At 73.6% G+C, this 16,744-nt stretch carries 14 protein-coding genes; 7 read left to right on the top strand and 7 right to left on the bottom strand.

What is annotated here, in order from left to right:
• Positions 1 to 46: 46 nt before the first annotated feature.
• The 4 genes from AB0K43_RS28295 (at position 47) to AB0K43_RS28310 (ending at position 5,815) form a co-directional block, all read left to right on the top strand.
• Positions 47 to 838, top strand: a complete 792-nt coding sequence (locus AB0K43_RS28295) for a TIGR03089 family protein (RefSeq protein WP_363644652.1) — start codon at positions 47 to 49, stop codon at positions 836 to 838.
• 34 nt (positions 839 to 872) lie between these two features.
• Positions 873 to 2,144 (top strand): LCP family protein, encoded by a 1,272-nt coding sequence (locus AB0K43_RS28300; protein WP_363644654.1) that lies wholly within the window; start codon positions 873 to 875, stop codon positions 2,142 to 2,144.
• Positions 2,145 to 2,304: 160 nt separating this feature from the next.
• Positions 2,305 to 4,017, top strand: coding sequence for an LCP family protein (locus AB0K43_RS28305; RefSeq protein ID WP_363644656.1), 1,713 nt, complete (start codon positions 2,305 to 2,307; stop codon positions 4,015 to 4,017).
• Positions 4,018 to 4,243: 226 nt separating this feature from the next.
• Positions 4,244 to 5,815: an LCP family protein gene (locus AB0K43_RS28310; RefSeq protein ID WP_363644658.1), complete on the top strand. Its 1,572-nt coding sequence runs from the start codon at positions 4,244 to 4,246 to the stop codon at positions 5,813 to 5,815.
• A gap of 7 nt (positions 5,816 to 5,822) precedes the next feature.
• On the opposite strand, the gene AB0K43_RS28315 is transcribed toward AB0K43_RS28310, so the two are convergent.
• Positions 5,823 to 6,446 (bottom strand): DapH/DapD/GlmU-related protein, encoded by a 624-nt coding sequence (locus AB0K43_RS28315; protein WP_363644660.1) that lies wholly within the window; start codon positions 6,444 to 6,446, stop codon positions 5,823 to 5,825.
• Between the two features lie 55 nt (positions 6,447 to 6,501).
• Complete coding sequence (locus AB0K43_RS28320) at positions 6,502 to 7,542, bottom strand: glycosyltransferase family 2 protein (protein WP_363644662.1); 1,041 nt, start codon at positions 7,540 to 7,542, stop codon at positions 6,502 to 6,504.
• Between the two features lie 162 nt (positions 7,543 to 7,704).
• Here AB0K43_RS28320 and AB0K43_RS28325 point away from each other — a divergent pair, with 162 nt between their 5' ends.
• Positions 7,705 to 9,174, top strand: a complete 1,470-nt coding sequence (locus AB0K43_RS28325; RefSeq protein ID WP_363644664.1) for an LCP family protein — start codon at positions 7,705 to 7,707, stop codon at positions 9,172 to 9,174.
• On the opposite strand, the gene AB0K43_RS28330 is transcribed toward AB0K43_RS28325, so the two are convergent.
• From AB0K43_RS28330 to AB0K43_RS28350, 5 genes are all read right to left on the bottom strand, one after another.
• Positions 9,161 to 9,670, bottom strand: a complete 510-nt coding sequence (locus AB0K43_RS28330) for a hypothetical protein (protein ID WP_363644666.1) — start codon at positions 9,668 to 9,670, stop codon at positions 9,161 to 9,163. The two genes, AB0K43_RS28325 and AB0K43_RS28330, sit on opposite strands and share 14 nt — an antisense overlap.
• A 315-nt stretch (positions 9,671 to 9,985) precedes the next feature.
• Positions 9,986 to 12,547, bottom strand: coding sequence for an FtsX-like permease family protein (locus AB0K43_RS28335; RefSeq protein WP_363644668.1), 2,562 nt, complete (start codon positions 12,545 to 12,547; stop codon positions 9,986 to 9,988).
• A gap of 21 nt (positions 12,548 to 12,568) precedes the next feature.
• On the bottom strand, positions 12,569 to 13,357 hold the full coding sequence (locus tag AB0K43_RS28340) for an ABC transporter ATP-binding protein (protein ID WP_363644670.1): 789 nt from the start codon (positions 13,355 to 13,357) through the stop codon (positions 12,569 to 12,571).
• 310 nt (positions 13,358 to 13,667) lie between these two features.
• Positions 13,668 to 14,222 (bottom strand): NADPH-dependent FMN reductase, encoded by a 555-nt coding sequence (gene ssuE / locus AB0K43_RS28345; protein WP_363644672.1) that lies wholly within the window; start codon positions 14,220 to 14,222, stop codon positions 13,668 to 13,670.
• A 221-nt stretch (positions 14,223 to 14,443) separates the two neighbouring features.
• On the bottom strand, positions 14,444 to 14,530 hold the full coding sequence (locus AB0K43_RS28350; protein WP_363644678.1) for a putative leader peptide: 87 nt from the start codon (positions 14,528 to 14,530) through the stop codon (positions 14,444 to 14,446).
• 152 nt (positions 14,531 to 14,682) lie between these two features.
• Here AB0K43_RS28350 and AB0K43_RS28355 point away from each other — a divergent pair, with 152 nt between their 5' ends.
• Complete coding sequence (locus AB0K43_RS28355) at positions 14,683 to 16,020, top strand: LCP family protein (protein ID WP_363644674.1); 1,338 nt, start codon at positions 14,683 to 14,685, stop codon at positions 16,018 to 16,020.
• Between the two features lie 87 nt (positions 16,021 to 16,107).
• Positions 16,108 to 16,644: a hypothetical protein gene (locus AB0K43_RS28360; RefSeq protein WP_363644676.1), complete on the top strand. Its 537-nt coding sequence runs from the start codon at positions 16,108 to 16,110 to the stop codon at positions 16,642 to 16,644.
• The last annotated feature ends 100 nt before the right edge of the window (positions 16,645 to 16,744 follow it).

Raw genomic sequence — 16,744 nt, forward strand, 5'->3', positions numbered from 1 at the left:
TCACCCTCCCGGCGGACCGCCGGGAGGCCGTAGGCTGGACCGCACCATGACTGCGCCTTTCGCTGCCGACGCCCGCACCCCCGCCGAGCTGCTGAACGCCTATCTGCGCCCCGGGGCCACCGATGCCGACTCCTCCCGCCCCCTGGTCACCTTCTACGACGACTCGACCGGCGAACGCGTCGAGCTGTCCGCGAAGACCTTCGACAACTGGGTGGCCAAGACCGCGAACCTGCTCCAGGACGAGCTGAACGCGGGGCCCGAGGACCGGGCCGCGCTACTGCTGCCCGCCCACTGGCAGACCGCCGTCTGGCTGCTGGCCTGCTGGTCCGTCGGGGTCACCGTGATCCCCCGCGGTGACCCGGCCACCACCGACCTGGTGGTCAGCGGTCCGGACGGGCTCGCGGCCGCCGAGGCCTGTACCGGCGAACGGGTGGCGCTGGCGCTGCGCCCGCTGGGCGGCCGCTTCCCGCAGCGCCCGGACGGCTTCCTCGACTACGCCGCCGAGGTGCCCGGCCAGGGTGACCGGTTCGCGCCGTACTCACCGGTGGACCCGCAGGCCCAGGCGCTGGAGACCAGCACCGAGGGGCTGCCGCTCAAGCTGACCGGCGAGCAGACCGTCGAGCTGGCCCGGGCCGGCGCCGCCCGGCTCGGCCTCGGCCCCGGCGACCGGGTGCTGAGCACCCTCTCGTACGACGACTGGGCCGGCCTGGAGGCGGGGCTGCTGGCACCGCTGGCCGCCGGTGCCTCGGTCGTGCTGTGCCGCAACTCCGAGCAGCTGACGGCCGATCAGTGGGAGAAGCGGATCGAATCCGAACGGGTGACTCTGCGGCTGAGCTGATCCTCGCCGCCACCCGGGGGTACGGATCCCCGCGATGGCAGTGGAGGAGGAGGACGGCGAGCGCCCCCCGACCCGCGAGGGCGAGGGGCGCCGCCCGTTCCTGCGGCGCCACTGGCTGGCGCTGACCGCCGGGCTGCTCGCCGGGCTGCTGCTGGTCGGCGGCACGCTGGCCTGGCTCGCCTACCGGAAGCTGAACGGCAACATCAGGACCGACACCGTGACCGGCCCGCTGCTGGAGCACGAGTCGGACCGGCCCACCCCGGCCGGCACCGCCGAGAACATCCTGCTGATCGGCAGCGACGACCGCAGCGGCGACAACGCCGCGTACGGCTCCACCGGCGGGCAGCGCTCGGACACCGTGATCCTGCTGCACCTGTCCGCCGACGGGCGCCGGGCCACCGCCGTCTCCGTCCCGCGGGACGTGATGGTCACCATGCCGCCCTGCGACCTGCCGGACGGCACCCGCTCCCGGGGCGGGCTGCTCCAGTTCAACCTGGCCTTCGAGATCGGCGGCCCGGCCTGCACCATCCGTACCGTGGAGCGGCTGAGCGGGATCCGGATCGACCACCACCTGATCCTCGACTTCTCCGGCTTCAAACGGATGGTGGACGCCGTGGGCGGCGTCGAGGTCTGCGTGGCCACCCCGATCCACGACCGGGACGCCAAGCTGGACCTGCCGGCCGGACGCCAGGTGCTGCACGGCGAGCAGGCGCTGGGCTACGTCCGGGTCAGGGAGAGCCTGGGGAACGGGAGCGACACCGACCGGATGGGCCGCCAGCAGCAGTTCCTGGCCGCGTTGATCCGCAAGGTGCAGTCCCAGGGGGTGCTGCTCAACCCGACCAAGCTCTGGCCGCTGCTGGACGCGGCCACCTCCTCGATCACCGCCGACCCCGGGTTGAGCCGGCTCGGGGCGCTCTACGACCTGGCGCAGCGGCTGCGCGCGATGGACTCCTCGGACATCGCCTTCCTGACCACCCCGCGCCGGCCCTACCGCTACAACGCCAACCGGGACGAGTTCGTCCAGCCGCAGACCGACCAGCTGTTCGCGGCCCTGCGGGCGGACCGGGCGGTGACGGTGCAGCCGGGCGCCGCACCCACCGGCGGCGCCGCGCAGGACGCGGCGCCCGGCCCGACCCCCGCGCCCGGCGCACCCGGGAGCGGATCGGGAAGCGGACCGGCGGGCCCGGACGACTCGCCCTCCGGCACCGACGGCACCGGCACCGGCGCCTCCGGGACGGGCGCCCCCGGGACGGGCGGGCCGCTGGAAGGGCGGACCGCCGACCAGGACGACTGCGCGGCGCGCTGACCCCGGTCCGGCGGGCGGTCGCCGGACCGACCGACGCCCTAAATGGGTACGTTATGTGAAGACACCTCAGACACTTTGCCCCGGTTCGCTCCGGATCGACCATGTGGCAGCTGTCACAACGTGACCAACCCACCGTTCCGGCTCGTCTAGGGTGTCCGGGGTGAACAGCGGACACCGGCAGCCGAACCACTTCGTGGACCCGCTGCCCCAGGAGGTCGACCCGGCCGACCAGTGGGTGCTCGACCCGGCGACGGGCGAGTTCCGGCTGAACCTGGACGGGCCGCCGCCGGCCGGAGTCCCGGCCCAGGCCGGGCCCGGGCGCAGCGCGCCCGCGCGGACGCCTCTGCCCCGCCCCCGCCCGGAGCCCTCCGGGGAGCCCGTGCTCCCCCGCGGCCCCGAGGTCGGCGGCCGGGCCGCCCGGCGCAAGGGCGGACGCTCCAAGCCGCGCCGGGCGCTCAAGTGGACCGCCGGCGTGGCCGCGCTGGTGCTGGTGGCCGGCTGCGGCGGCGCGTACTACGTCTACCAGCACTTCAACAGCAACATCAGCTCGGTCGAGGTGCAGCTCGGCAACGAGGCGGAGCGCCCGCAGGCGGCCGGGGACGCGCTCAACATCCTGGTGATCGGCACCGACAGCCGGCAGGGCCTCGGCCGCGACTACGGCGACGAGGGCAGCACCGGGCACGCCGACACCACCCTGCTGTTCCACGTCGCCAAGGACCGCAGCAACGCGACGGTGATGAGCATCCCGCGCGACCTGATGGTGCCGATCCCGGAGTGCAAGTCCGGCACCAAGAAGATCCCCGGCAGTGCCCGGGCGATGTTCAACACCAGCCTCGGCCAGGACGGCCGGGATCCGGGCTGCACCTGGATGACGGTGGAACAGGCCACGAAGATCCGGATCGACCACTTCATGATGGTCAACTTCGAGGCGGTGAAGACGCTCTCCACCGCCGTCGGCGGGGTCGAGGTGTGCGCGGCCAAGGAGATCAACGACCCGGACTCGCACCTGAGCATGACCAAGGGCAAGCACGTGGTGCAGGGCGAGGAGGCGCTGGCCTTCGTCCGCACCCGGCACGCGGTCGGCTTCGGCGGCGACCTGACCCGGATCCCGCTGCAGCAGCAGTTCATCAGCTCGATGATCCGCAAGATCAAGAGCAGTGACACCCTGACCAGCCCGACCAAGCTGTGGACCCTGGCCGACGCCGCCACCAAGGCACTCACCGTGGACTCCGGCATCGGCAGCGTCGACAAGCTCAAGGACCTGGCGCTCGAACTGAGCAAGGTGGACACCAAGAACATCACCTTCACCACGGTGCCGGTGCTGGACGACCCCAAGGACAAGGACCGGCTGATCCTCAAGCCGGGCGACGCCGATCAGCTCTTCTCGATGATCGCGAACGACCGCTCGCTGACCGAGGTCCAGGCCGCGGCCGGCGCCGGGTCGGCGGCTCCGGCCGAGCCGAGCACGCCGCCCGCGCCGAGCGTTCCGCAGGTGGACGCCGCGGCGGTCCGGGTGACGGTGCGCAACGGCACCGGCCAGCCGCAGCAGGCCGCCAAGGCCGTGACGGCGCTTCAGGGCAAGGGCTTCGGCAAGGCCGCCACCGGGAGCAACGCCGACGCGGCGCAGGCCAGCACCGTCTCGTACCCCGCGGGGAAGGGCGACCAGGCCGCCGCGCTGGCGGCCGCGCTCGGGCTGCCGGCGAGCGCCGCCCAGCAGAGTTCCCAACTCGGCGCCAAGGACTCCCTGGTGGTGGTGCTCGGCAAGGACTTCCTGGGTGGCGGCGCGGCCGCCGGGGCGGCTGCCGCGCCGGCCGAGGCACCGAAGGACCTGCAGCGGGTGCAGGCCGACGACACCAACGTCTGCGCCAAGTAACTCCGGCCGCCCGCAGGCCCGTTCGCCCCGCCCGTGCGCTCCGCCCGGGGCGCCGCGGGGTGGCCGTGCGCCCGCTGCCGTCCGTGACCGCCCGTTCGACGGAGCGTCAAACCTGTTTCGCCCTAACGTTTCCGTCATGTGATCAACCTGCAATCCAGGAGTTCTCTCGGGTAGCTTGTCCGTTCGAACACTCACGGGGTATCGAACGGCGGGCGGGGGATCAGGCATGGGCGAGGACGACGTCACGGCGGCGAGCGGTGGTCGAGCCGCTGCCCGCCGGGCCGCCCGGGGCGGCTCCCGGCGGCGCGGCCGGGCACCGCGCACCGGGATCCGCCGCTGGCTCAAGCCGGTCGCGCTGACCACCGGATCGGTCGTGCTGGCCGGCTGCGGCGCCGGCTACCTCTACCTGCGGCACCTGGACGCCAACATCCAGCACGCCCCGCTCGGGGCGGGCAACCCCCCACCCCCCGGCGGGCAGGCCGACGCCGAGGGCCGGGTGGCGATGAACATCCTGATCATCGGCACCGACAGCCGCAAGGACCTCGGCGGCGACTACGGCGACCGGGACAACACCGGCATCGGCAACAACGACGTCAACATCGTCCTGCACATCTACCCGGACAAGCGCGCGGCCGTCGCCCTCGACCTGCCCCGGGACACCCTGGTGGACCACCCCAGGTGCACCGATCCGAGCGGCAAGGTCGCCCCGGCGTTGGCCCACCGGCCGCTGAACGCGGCGCTCGGCCGCGGCGGCCCCGGCTGCGTCCAGGACACCGTGCAGTCGATCACCAAGCTCAAGATCGACCACTACCTGCTGGTCAACTTCCAGGGCGTCAAGGACCTCACCGACGCGGTCGGCGGCGTGGAGGTCAACCTCTGCCAGCCGATCAAGGACCCGGACTCCCACCTCGACCTGCCGGCCGGCGCGACCAAGCTCAGCGGCGAGCAGGGCCTGCAGTTCGTGCGCACCCGTCACTCCGTCCAGGACGGCACCGCGATAGGCCGGTTCGCGATGCAGCGGGCCTTCCTCTCCGCGCTGCTGAAGAAGGTCACCGACCAGGGCACGCTGCTCGACCCGGGCAAGGCCTTCGGCGTGATCGAGGCCGCCACCAGGTCGATCACCGTGGACGACCCGATCGCGGGCACCACCAAGCTGGCCGCGCTGGCGGGCAGCCTGCGCAACATCAAGCCCGCCGAAGTCACCTTCGTCCAGCCGCCGATGGCGTACACCCACGACGAGCCGCTGAAGGAGCTCCAGGAGAAGGCCAAGTTCGTCCAGCCCGGGGCGGACGACCTGTTCCGGCTGATCCTCGCGGACCGGACGCTGAACGGGAGCGAGGACCACACCGGCGGCGCGGATCCGGCCGCCGCCCCGCCCTCCCCCTCGCCGTCACCCTCCGCCGCACCCACGGTGGACCCGGGCACCGTCACGGTCACCGTGCACAACGGCACCACCAGGGCCAGGCTCGCCGCCGACACCAGCACGAAGCTGGCCGGCCTCGGGTACCACGCCTCGTCGGGCAGCGGGGCGGGTAGCGTCAGCCAGAGCACCGTCCGCTACGGCCAGGCCGACCAGAAGGACGGCGCCCTCGCGGTGGCCGCGGCGCTCGGCCTGCCCGGGTCGGCGGTGGCGGCCGGGGGCAGCGGGCGGACCGTGGTGGTCACCCTCGGCGCGGACTACCAGCCGGCCGGCGCCGCGGCGGCAGCGGCCCCGGTGCCCACCGCGGTGCCGTCCGACGTGGCGGTGCACCAGGGTGACGAGAGCAAGTGCGTCCAGGGCTGGACCGGGACGCACTGACCGGCCGTCAGTCGGCCTGGCTCAGCACCCCGTCGGATTCGAGGTACCCCTCGCCGGTGCGCGGGCAGCGCCACCGCCCGCCACCGGCGTCCTCCAACGGCTCGCCGGCCCGGCCGACCCACTTGATCCGCCGCGCCGGGACACCGGCGACCAGCGCGAAGTCGGGGACGTCCCGGTGCACCACGGCGCCGGCCGCCACCAGCGCCCAGCGGCCCACCGTCACCCCGGCGACCAGCACCGCCCGGCCACCGATCGAGCAGCCCTGCCGGAGCGTCACCCCGCGCGCGTGCCAGTCGTCACCGCGCTTGAGCCGGCCGTCCACGTCCACCGAGCGCGGGTAGAGGTCGTTGGTCAGCACCGCGGCCGGGCCCACGAACACGCCGTCCTCGACCACCGCCGGCTCGTACACCAGCGCGTGGTTCTGCAGCTTGACCCGGTCGCCGATCCGCACGCCGGGGCCGACGTAGGCGCCCCGGCCGATGATGCAGTCCGCCCCGATCTCCGCGTGCTCGCGCACCTGGGCCAGGTGCCAGACCGTGCTCCCCGGGCCGATCTCGGCCCGCTCGTCCACGTCGGCCGTCGTCTCGATCCGGACGTCCGCCCGCACCCGCGCCCCCTCAGCAATCCCCATGGCGGGGACGATAGCGCCCGGGGCACCCCGTCCGGGGCACAATCGCGGGAGCCGGTCAGCCGTTCTCCGCGGCCGGGGTCATCGGGGCCGGCGCGGTGCTCCCGATCACCCGGCGGGCCAGCGAGCGCGGCGAGGTGAGGAAGCCGAAGCCCCAGCTCATGTGCATGGTCACGAGCGCCACCGGGAGCAGCGCCCGGGCCTTGCCGGACAGCCCCCGGCCCTCGACGGCCGAGCCGCCCAGGATCGCGGCCAGGTAGCCGAGCGGGACCGCCAGGAAGCCGGGGTGCACCGCGGCGCCGAGCAGCAGGCCGGCGAGCACCGCGGCCAGCGCGAGCGGCGGCGCCAGGTAGCGCAGGTTGACCGAGCCGCGGTGGTAACGGGTCACCACCCGGCGCCAGCGGCCGTAGTCCCGGTACTGCTTGGCCAGCGCCCGCACGCTCGGGCGGGGCCGGTAGGTCACCCGCAGCTGCGGGCTGAACCAGATCAGGCCGCCGTCCTGGCGGATGCGGTAGTTCAGCTCCCAGTCCTGGGCGCGGATGAACTCCTCGTTGTAGCCGCCCTGCCGCTCCAGCACCTCGCGGCGGAAGACGCCCAGGTAGACCGTCTCGGCCGGGCCGGCCAGTCCACCGGTGTGGAAGGCCGCGTTGCCGACGCCGATCTTGGAGGTCATGGCGGCGGCGACCGCCTTCTCCCACTCGGTCTCGCCCTCGGCGTGCATGACCCCGCCGACGTTGGCCGCGTCCATGTCGCCGAGCAGCCGGACCGCGGTGGTGATGTACCCGGGGGTGAGGAGACCGTGGCCGTCGACCCGGACCACCACCGGGTGCCGGGAGCCGCGGATCGCGGCGTTCAGCGCCGCGGGCGTGCGGCCCGTGGGGTTCGCCACGGTGCGTACCCGGGGGTCCTCGGCGACCAGTTCGGCGGCGATCTCGTCGGTCCGGTCGGTGGACGGTCCGAGCGCGATCACCACCTCGATCTCACCGGCGTAGTCCTGGTCCAGGATCCGGCGCACAGCGGTGCGGAGGTGACGTTCCTCGTTGAGCACCGGCATGATCACGGAGACCGCCGGCAGCTCCTCAGCAGCCTTGGTGTTCATCGGGCCCAACCGTACCGGCGCGGCCCCGCGCTTGTCAGATGCGGGGGCCCCCGATGTTCGACCGCGCGACCCCGGCGACGTGGGCGGCAGCCCTCCGGCTTCGCCCGGACGGCGCGGCGCGCCGTGCGCCACCCGCTCCGGACCGCCCCTACGATCCACAGGGTGCCGTCATCGCCCGTGCGCCGACCCGCCCGCCCGCCCCGCCGCCGCTGGGGGCAGTGGACGGCGGGCAGCCTCGCGGTGGTCCTGCTGGCCACCTCCTGCGGGGGCTGGGCGATGCTGAACGGGGTCAGCGACTCGATCGGCCGGGTGAACGCCTTCGGCGGGGAGCACGAGCGACCGGCGGACGACGGGCTGACCACCTTCCTGGTGGTCGGCACCGACGATCGCGAGGGCATCGCGGAATCCACTCTGAAGGAGGACCTGCACGCGGGCGGCGAGTCCTGCCACTGCACCGACACCATGATGATCGTCCAGCTCGCCGGGCACGGCGGCCGGGCCACCGTGGTCAGCATCCCGCGCGACTCCTACGTGGACATCCCCGCGCACCCGGACCAGGCGACCGGCCGGGAGGTGGCCGCCGCCAAGGGCCGGATCAACGCGGCGTACGGGATGGGCGGCGCCCCGCTCACCGTGCGCACCGTGGAGCAGAGCACCGGCCTGCGGATCGACCACTACCTCCAGATCGACTTCCTCGGCTTCGTCGCCGCCGTGGACGCGGTCGGCGGCGTGGAGGTGTGCAGCGCCAAGCCGCTCAAGGACGAGTACTCGGGACTGGACCTGCCGGCCGGCACCAGCCGGTTGGACGGCGCGGGCGCCCTGAAGTACGTCCGGGCGCGGCATGTCGACGGCAGTTCGGACCTGGGGCGGATGCACCGCCAGCAGAAGCTGCTGGCCCAGCTGCTGCGGCAGGCCACCGCGAGCGGCACCCTGCTCGACCCGGCCCGGCTGGGCGCGGTCACCGAGACCGTGCTGCGGTCGGTCAAGGCCGACGAGCAGCTGACCAGCGACGACCTGCTCCAGCTGGTCACCCGGCTCAAGGGCCTGTCCGCCGCCGACGCCGACTTCACCACGGTGCCGCTGGCGGTGGTCGACCACCAAGTCGCCGGGTGGGGATCGACCGTGCTCTGGGACGCGCCGGCCGCCAAGGCCCTGTTCGACGCGCTGCGGGAGGGCCGGCCGCTGATCGACCGGCCGAGCCCGCTCCCGTCCGCCTCCCCCGTGCCGGCCGGCACCACGGCGCCCGGGCTGATCCGGGTCCAGGTGCTGAACGGCACCGGGATCCAGGGGCTCGGTGCCCGGGTGGACGGCGATCTGCGCACGGCTGGCTTCGCCACCACCGGGACGCCCTCCAACGCGGGCGGAACGGCCTTGGCCAGGACGGCCGTGCGGTACGACCCGGCCTGGGACGGGTCGGCCCGGACGGTGGCGGCCGCGCTGCCGGGGGCCGAGCTGGTCCAGGTACCCGGGCAGGGGGCGACCGTCCAGGTGGTGGCGGGCGCCGACTACCGGGGGGTGGCCGGGGCACCGGCGACCGGCCCGCCCTCCTCGCCCGCTGCGGCACCCTCCCCGACCGCCCCGGCCACCCCCGCGGTGAACGCCGAGACCGGCGCCCAGATCAGCTGCCCGTAGCGCGGCGCACCGTGCTCGGGCGGCGGTCTGGCGGGATCAGCGGAATCAGCGGGATCAGCGGGATCAGACGAAGAAGCGCAGGAGTACGAAGGCCAGGCACCCGGTCAGGACGACCCGGTTGACCAGCACCCGGCGGTGGTCGACCGGCGGCCCCCGAGACCAGGCCGGTCGCGAGGACCAGCAGCAGCGCGGCGAGGATCCGCAGCAGCGGCGGGCGCGACGGGTGGAGCAGCGGGCCAGGGCCGTGCGCGGCGGCCCACGGGTACGGCACCGGCGGGCCCATCAGCGCGTCGAGCTGCCGCCGGGCGGCGCGGCGGCCGAGTTCGGCCCGGAGCAGGCCGGCGAACAGCAACCCGTGCGCCAGCAGCGAGATCCAGCGGGTGGCTTCGTCGGGCAGCCCCTGCGGAATGAACCAGAGCAGCGCTCCGGCGACCGCGGGCACCAGCAGCAGACCGCGCGGGCGGACGAACAGCACCATCGCCTCGATCGCCACCACCGCCCCGGAGGCCGTCTCGCCCCACGGGGTGAGGCAGGAGGCCGGTGCCCCGGCAGCCGGTCGGCAACCCGTCGGCGACCGTCCCGAGCACGCCGATCAGCAAGGGCAGCAGCACCAGCCAGCGGGTCGCCAGCGGCCGGCCGACCCTGGCCGCCCGCCACCGATCGGCGTCGGCGGCGGTGAACGTCGGGGCCGGCGGCAGCGGTGGGGTGTCGGACATGGGCGAATGCTCTCAGCCGCCCCGCGGGCGGACGCGGCGGGGGCCGGGCGTGCTGCCCGGCCCCCGCTGGTGGTGCGTTCGGTGCTGCTGGTGCGTCAGTCGGTGGCGATGGCCGCCAGGACGTTCATCCGGCCGGCCCGGAAGGCCGGGACGAGCGCGGCCAGCAGGCCGATCACGGCCGAGGCGGCCAGGATGAACACGATCGTGCCGGTCGGGACGGTGAGCACGTCCAGCCCCTGGTCGGCGAGCACCTTGCGGGCGGTGACGCCCCAGGCGAGGCCGAGGCCGCAGCCGAGCAGAGCACCGAAGACCGCGATCACCACGGACTCCAGCCGGATCATCCGGCGCAGCTGGCGGCGGGACAGGCCGATCGCCCGCAGCAGGCCGATCTCCCTGGTCCGCTCGACCACCGACAGGGCGAGGGTGTTGATCACGCCGAGCACGGCGACCGCGATGGCCAGGCCGAGCAGGCCGTAGACCATGTAGAGCAGCTGGTTGATCTGGCTCTGCACCAGGTCCTTGAGCCCTGCCTGGTCCTGCACCTTGACCTGCGGGTAGGCCTCCAGGGACTTCTGCAGGGCGGTCAGCGTCTGCGCCTTGTCGGCGCCCGCGGCCGCGGTGCCGAACATCACCACGTCCAGGGGGAGTTCGTCGGCCGGCAGCGCCTTCGCGACGGTCTCGACGGAGGTGAAGAACTGCTTGTCGAAGAGCGAGTTGCCGAGCTGGGTGACGATCCCGAGCGGCAGGCTCTGGGTGCGGCCCTGCCCGTAGTCCACGGTGATCGGGTCGCCGACCTTGAGGCCGTGCTCCTTGGCGAAGTTCTCGTCCACCGAGATCCCGCCGGTGAAGGCGGCCTCGGGCTTGCCGGAGGCGACCGGCATGCGGAAGCCCTCGGTGAAGTTCGCGGTGGCGGCGGAGAGGTCGGCCTCGGTGCGCTTGCCGTCCGGGGTGGTGAAGGTGACCGGCAGCGACTTCTGCTCGATCAGGGTCTTCAGACCGGGCGTGCGGCGGGCCGCGTCGGCCATCGCCGGGGTGAGGGTGCCGGCGGCGGTGACGATGTAGTCCGCGCCCACCGACTTGTCGATCTGGGCGGTGACCGAGCTGACCATCGAGTTGGTGACCACCGAGGCGCCGGTCACCACGGCCAGGCCGATCATCAGGGCCGCCGCGGTGGCACCGGTACGGCGCGGGTTGCGCATCGCGTTGCGCTGGGCCAGCTTGCCGGACGGGCCGAACAGGGCCGGCAGCGCGGCGCCGAGCACCCGGACCACACCGGTGGACAGCAGCGGGCCGAGGACCACGAAGCCCACCAGGGTCAGGAAGATGCCGGCGGCCAGCGGGAGCCCGCCGTCGGCGGCCTTGGCCGCCGCGGCGGCCGCGGCCAGACCGGCCGCGCCGAGGCCGGTGAGCACCAGCCCCACGATGGTGCGGATCCGGTTGGCCGAGGCCTCGGCCGGGGTGCCGTGGTCGCGCAGCGCGGCCATCGGCGAGATCCGGCTGGCACGACGGGCCGGGACCCAGGCCGCCAGCACGGTGATCAGGATGCCGACCGCGTACGAGGCCACCGGGACGGTCCAGGTGATCTCCAGCGAGGAGGCGTCCAGGTTCATCCCGAGCAGCTTCATCAGCTGGATCAGCAGCACCGCGAGGCCGAGGCCGGCGGCCAGACCGAGGGTGGAGCCGAGCAGGCCGAGGATCAGCGCCTCGGCCAGCACCGAGCGGTTGACCTGCTTGCGGCTGCCGCCGAGGGCGCGCAGCAGGCCGATCTCCCGGGTGCGCTGGGCCACCAGCATGGAGAAGGTGTTGATGATCAGGAAGCCGCCGACCAGCAGCGAGATGCCGGCGAAGCCGAGCATCACGTACTTCATGAAGTCGAGGAAGGAGCCGACGCCCTTGGCGCCGTCGGCCTTCTGCTCGGCCGCGGTCTTGGCCTGGAAGCCGCTGCCGAGCGCGGTCAGCGCGTCCGACTTGAGCTGCTCGTCGGTGCGGCTGCCGTCGCCGAACAGCTCGACCGAGGTGTAGGCGCTCTGGCCGATCAGGTCGCTCTGGGCGGTGGCGGTGTCCAGGAAGGCGAGCGCCGCACCGGGGTTGGTGGTGCGGAAGGTGGCGATGCCGGCGATGGTGAAGTCGTAGCTGCCGCCGGCGCTGATGATCCGGATCGGGCTGCCGAGGCCGAGGTGGGCCTTCTTGGCGGTGTCCGCGTCCAGCACCAGATCACCGGCACCCTGCGGGACGTGGCCGGAGGTGATGTCGACCGACTTGCGCGGGGTCTCTGTCCAGTTGCCGGTGATCGTGGGCGCGCCCTGGGTCGGGCCGATCGCCTTGTTGGCGACCGGGTCGACCAGGGTGGCCGACTCGATGAACACCTGGCCGACGGCGCTCTTGACGCCCGGCAGGGCGGCCAGCTTGGTGGCGGTGTCCAGCGGGACGGTGGGGGTCTTGGCGCCCTGGCGGGGGCCGTCGGGGTTGTCCGAGGGCCGCTGGACCGACAGGTCGGAGGCGGTGGAGGCGAACAGCTTGTCGAAGGTGCTGGTCGCGGTGTTGGCGAACACCAGGGTGCCGGAGACGAAGGCGACCGACAGCACCACGGCGATCAACGAGAGGATCATCCGCCCCTTGTGGGCGAAGAAGCTCCGGAGCGAGGTCTTGAGCAGCATGGGAGGAGTCCGACCTTCGGATCAGCTGGTGCGCTTGCCGTCGAAACGGCGCATGCGCTCGAGGACGGAGTCGGCGGTCGGGGCGTGCATGTCGTCGACCAGCGCGCCGTCGGCGAGGAAGAGCACGCGGTCCGCGTAGCCGGCGGCGACCGGGTCGTGGGTCACCATCACGATCGTCTGGCCCAGCTCGTCGACCGAGCGGCGCAGGAAGGTGAGCACCTCGGCGCCGGAGCGGGAGTCGAGGTTGCCGGTGGGCTCGTCACCGAAGATGATCTCCGGTCGGGCGGCCAGCGCCCGGGCCACCGCGACGCGCTGCTGCTGGCCGCCGGAGAGCTGGGTCGGCCGGTGCTTGAGCCGGTCGGCCAGGCCAACCGTCGCGATCACCTGGTCCAGCCAGGCGGCGTCGGCCTTGCGGCCGGCGATGTCCATCGGCAGCGTGATGTTCTCCAGCGCGTTCAGCGTGGGGAGCAGGTTGAAGGCCTGGAAGATGAAGCCGATCTTGTCCCGGCGCAGCCGGGTGAGCTGCTTGTCCTTCAGCCCGGTGATCTCCGTCTCGCCGATCCAGATCCGGCCCTCGGAGACCGTGTCCAGCCCGGCCAGGCAGTGCATCAGGGTCGACTTGCCGGATCCCGAGGGGCCCATGATCGCGGTGAACCGCCCCCGCTCGATGTCCACGTCGACCGCGTCGAGCGCCGTCACCCTGGTCTCCCCGGCGCCGTACGCCTTGGTCACCTGGCGGGCACTGGCCGCGTTGGCGGCGGGGCCGCCGGAAAGCTGCGCGCCGTGCACGGCGTTGGCTGCCGTCGTCACTGGATTCTCCTCGTTGATCATGGTTCCACCCGTTGCCCCCCAGCCTGGCGGCCGTGACCGGCGCACCACCATGGTGCTGGCACCCGTCCCCGGCCTGTGGCCGGCACCACCATCGGGTGGCGCGGGGGGATAAGGAACACGTTAGGAGTACCAGGGGGACGGGACCTCCTCCGTCGGGAGGAACCCGGCTGACCGGGAGATGTACGGGGTGCCCCTGCTCTCCCCCTAGGGGACCAGGGGAACCGGATGAGGGTCGGTCCGGGTGGGGTGCTCCCGGACCGACCCTCCCGGGCCGTGGACCGCGGTCGGCTCAGGCCGCCAGCGCCGGGGCGGCCCGGCGCTCCAGTGCGGCCGCGAAGGCCTCCACCACCGGCGTGAGCAGCGCTTCCGTCTCCCGCTCGAGCTCGGTGGAGCCGTCGTCACGGACCGAGATGTGGCGGTCCAGCACGAACCAGCCCTGGGTGATGTGGCCGGCGCCCATCGCGCTGAGCACCGGGCGCAGGGCGTAGTCCACCGCGAGCACGTGCGCGGTGGAGCCGCCGGTGGCCAGCGGCAGCACCGTCCGGCCGCGCAGCGCGTACTGCGGCAGCACGTCCAGCAGGGTCTTCAGCAGGCCGGAGTAGGCGGCCTTGTAGACGGGGGTGCCGATCACCACACCGTCGGCCTGGGCGAAGAGCTCGATCGCACGGGCCAGTTCGGGGTGCGAGACGTCGCCGGCCAGCAGGGCCTCGGCGGGCAGGCTGCGCACCTCGAACGGGATCACCCGGTGGCCGTAGGCGGTCAGCCGGGCGTCGACGTGGCGCAGCAGGCGGGTGGTGCGGGAGGTGGCGGAGGGGGAGCCGGAGACGGACAGGACGGTGGCCATGGGTTCACCTCGGGGCGGGGCGGTGCCCTGGGTCGGCGGGCACCGGGCGGGAAGCGGGGGTGGGCCGGCGGGGGCACGCCGGTGACTGCCGTCCGGGACGGCCGGCGGTGCCGGGGCTCAGGAGGGAGCTCAGGTGAGCGGGAGCTCAGCGCAACGGGAGCTCAGCCCAGCGGGAGCTCAGGTGAGCGGGAGCTCGACGCAGCGGGAGGGGTGGCGCGGACTCAGCCACAACAGAGCGCACCACAGACGCGCAGCAGGTCGACGTGCCGCCGCCGCGTGAGGGTCCGTCGCTGTTCCATGCCGGTCATGCAAGCACGGGCGTTTCGGGACGGTCAAGGTTGGTTCCACGGGCTGAACATTCCGGCTGAACGATCCGGGCCCTGCATCAGCTCTGCTACAACGGGCCCCGGAGGCGACCCGGGCGTACTGAGCCCGGGTGGTTTCGGGCATCCTTCCCCACATGAACACGTGGCAGGAGGACCGCCCGGGCGGCGGCGGGTACGGGGCGTACGGCCAGGGCCAGGGCCAAGGCGGTGCGGCCCAGGGCGGTCAGGGCTACGGCGGCGGTCACGGCGGTGCCGGGGCCGAGCCGCCGCTGCCGCCCGAGCTCAACCCGCGCGGCACGGGCGCCCCCGCGCCGTCCGCGGCGCCGGCGGCGGCGCCCGGCAGACCCGTGCCGCGGCAGCACCCCGTCCGGCCCGCGCCCGGTGGACCCGGGGGGCCCGGGGGGCCCGGCGGGCCGGCCGGCCCCGGCGGCCCGGGTGGACCCGGCGTACCGACGGCCCCGCCGGCCGCCGGCCGCTCGCGCTGGCCCCGCCGCCGGAAGATCAAGGTGGCCGCGCTGGCAATCGTCACCACGCTGCTGGTCACCGGCATCGGCACGTACTTCTGGGCGGATTCGCAGCTCAACCACGAGAACGTGCTCGCCGGCTACGCCGGCCGCCCCGCCGAGGGCAAGGGCACCAACTGGCTGATCGTCGGCTCCGACAGCCGGGCGGGGCTCTCCGACGCGGACGAGGACTCGCTGCACACCGGCTCCGCCGAGGGCAAGCGCAGCGACTCGATGATGATCCTGCACATCGGGGACAACGGGAACACCCTGATGTCCATCCCGCGTGACTCCTGGGTGCAGATCCCGGCGCACGCCGACACCAGTGGCAGCGGCAAGACCGTGCCGGCCGGCACGTCCAAGATCAACGCGGCCTTCGCCCGCGGCGGCGGCCGGCTGCTGGTGCAGACCGTCGAGTCCAACACCGGCATCCACATCGACCACTACGCCGAGATCGGCTTCGCCGGGTTCGTCGGCATCGTGGACTCGGTCGGCGGCGTGGACATGTGCATCGAGCAGGCCGTCTCCGACAAGGACTCCGGCCTGAACCTGAAGGCAGGCTGCCAGACCCTGACCGGCGCCCAGTCGCTGGCCTTCGTCCGGCAGCGGCACCAGATGGCCGACCAGGACCTGGGGCGGATGCGCAACCAGCAGAAGTTCCTCGGCGCGCTGGCCAAGCAGGCGGCCTCCCCCGCCACCCTGCTCAACCCCTTCACCTTCTACCCCATGGTCAGCTCCGGGCTGGGCACCCTGATCGTCGACGACGACGCGGGCCTGACCGACCTCGGCTCGCTCTTCCTGGCGATGAAGGAGGTCTCCGGCGGGGAGGGCAAGAGCATCACGGTGCCGATCGGCAACCCGGACTTCCACACCCCGACCGGCGAGTCCGCGGTCAAGTGGGACCCGGCCAAGTCCAAGCTGGTCTTCGACGCGATGAAGAACGACAGCCCGGTGCCGGACACGAAGTAGGCACCGCAGGCGCCCGGTTGACGGCCCGGCGGCGCGGCGCGCGCCACCGGCCGGCCGGCGCGAAGGCGCCGGGTCACACTGTGCGGCATGTCGCTGGTGACCGCTCTCATCCACCGCCGCCGCCACCGCCTGTTCGGGCGGCTGGTCCAGGAGGCCCTCGCGCTCTACGGGATGGAGGTCCCGGCCGCCGTCCAGATCGGGCCCGGACTGACCGTCTTCCACCGGGGCTTCGGCACCGTCCTGCACCCGTACACCACGCTCGGGGCCGACGTGACGCTGTACAACGGCGTCACCATCGGCCGGGCCGATCCCTGGGTGCCGCAGGAGGCGAGCCCGATGCGGCGGGTGGTGCTGGAGGACGGGGTGGTGGTCTGCGCGGGCGCGAAGATCATCTGCAAGAACGGCGTCCTCACCGTCGGCGCGGGGACGATCGTCGGCGCCAACGCCGTCCTGACCCGCTCGACCGGACCGGGCGAGATCTGGGCGGGCGTACCGGCCCGGCGGGTGGGGTGGCGCCGGGCGGCCGATGCCGCTCCGGTCGATTCGGCTCCGGTCGATTCGGCTCCGGTCGATTCGGCTCCGGTCGAGGGGGCGACGGGAGCGGGTTCGCGGTCGGCACCCTGACCGGGCGACCGGCCCCCTCGGCGCGGCCGAGGGGGCCCGGTGACACCGCGCCCGCCACTCCCTACGGCAGGTTGCGGGCCATCACGATGCGCTGGACCTG

Source organism: Kitasatospora sp. NPDC049258 (assembly GCF_040678895.1).
In the GTDB taxonomy this organism is placed as follows: domain Bacteria; phylum Actinomycetota; class Actinomycetes; order Streptomycetales; family Streptomycetaceae; genus Kitasatospora.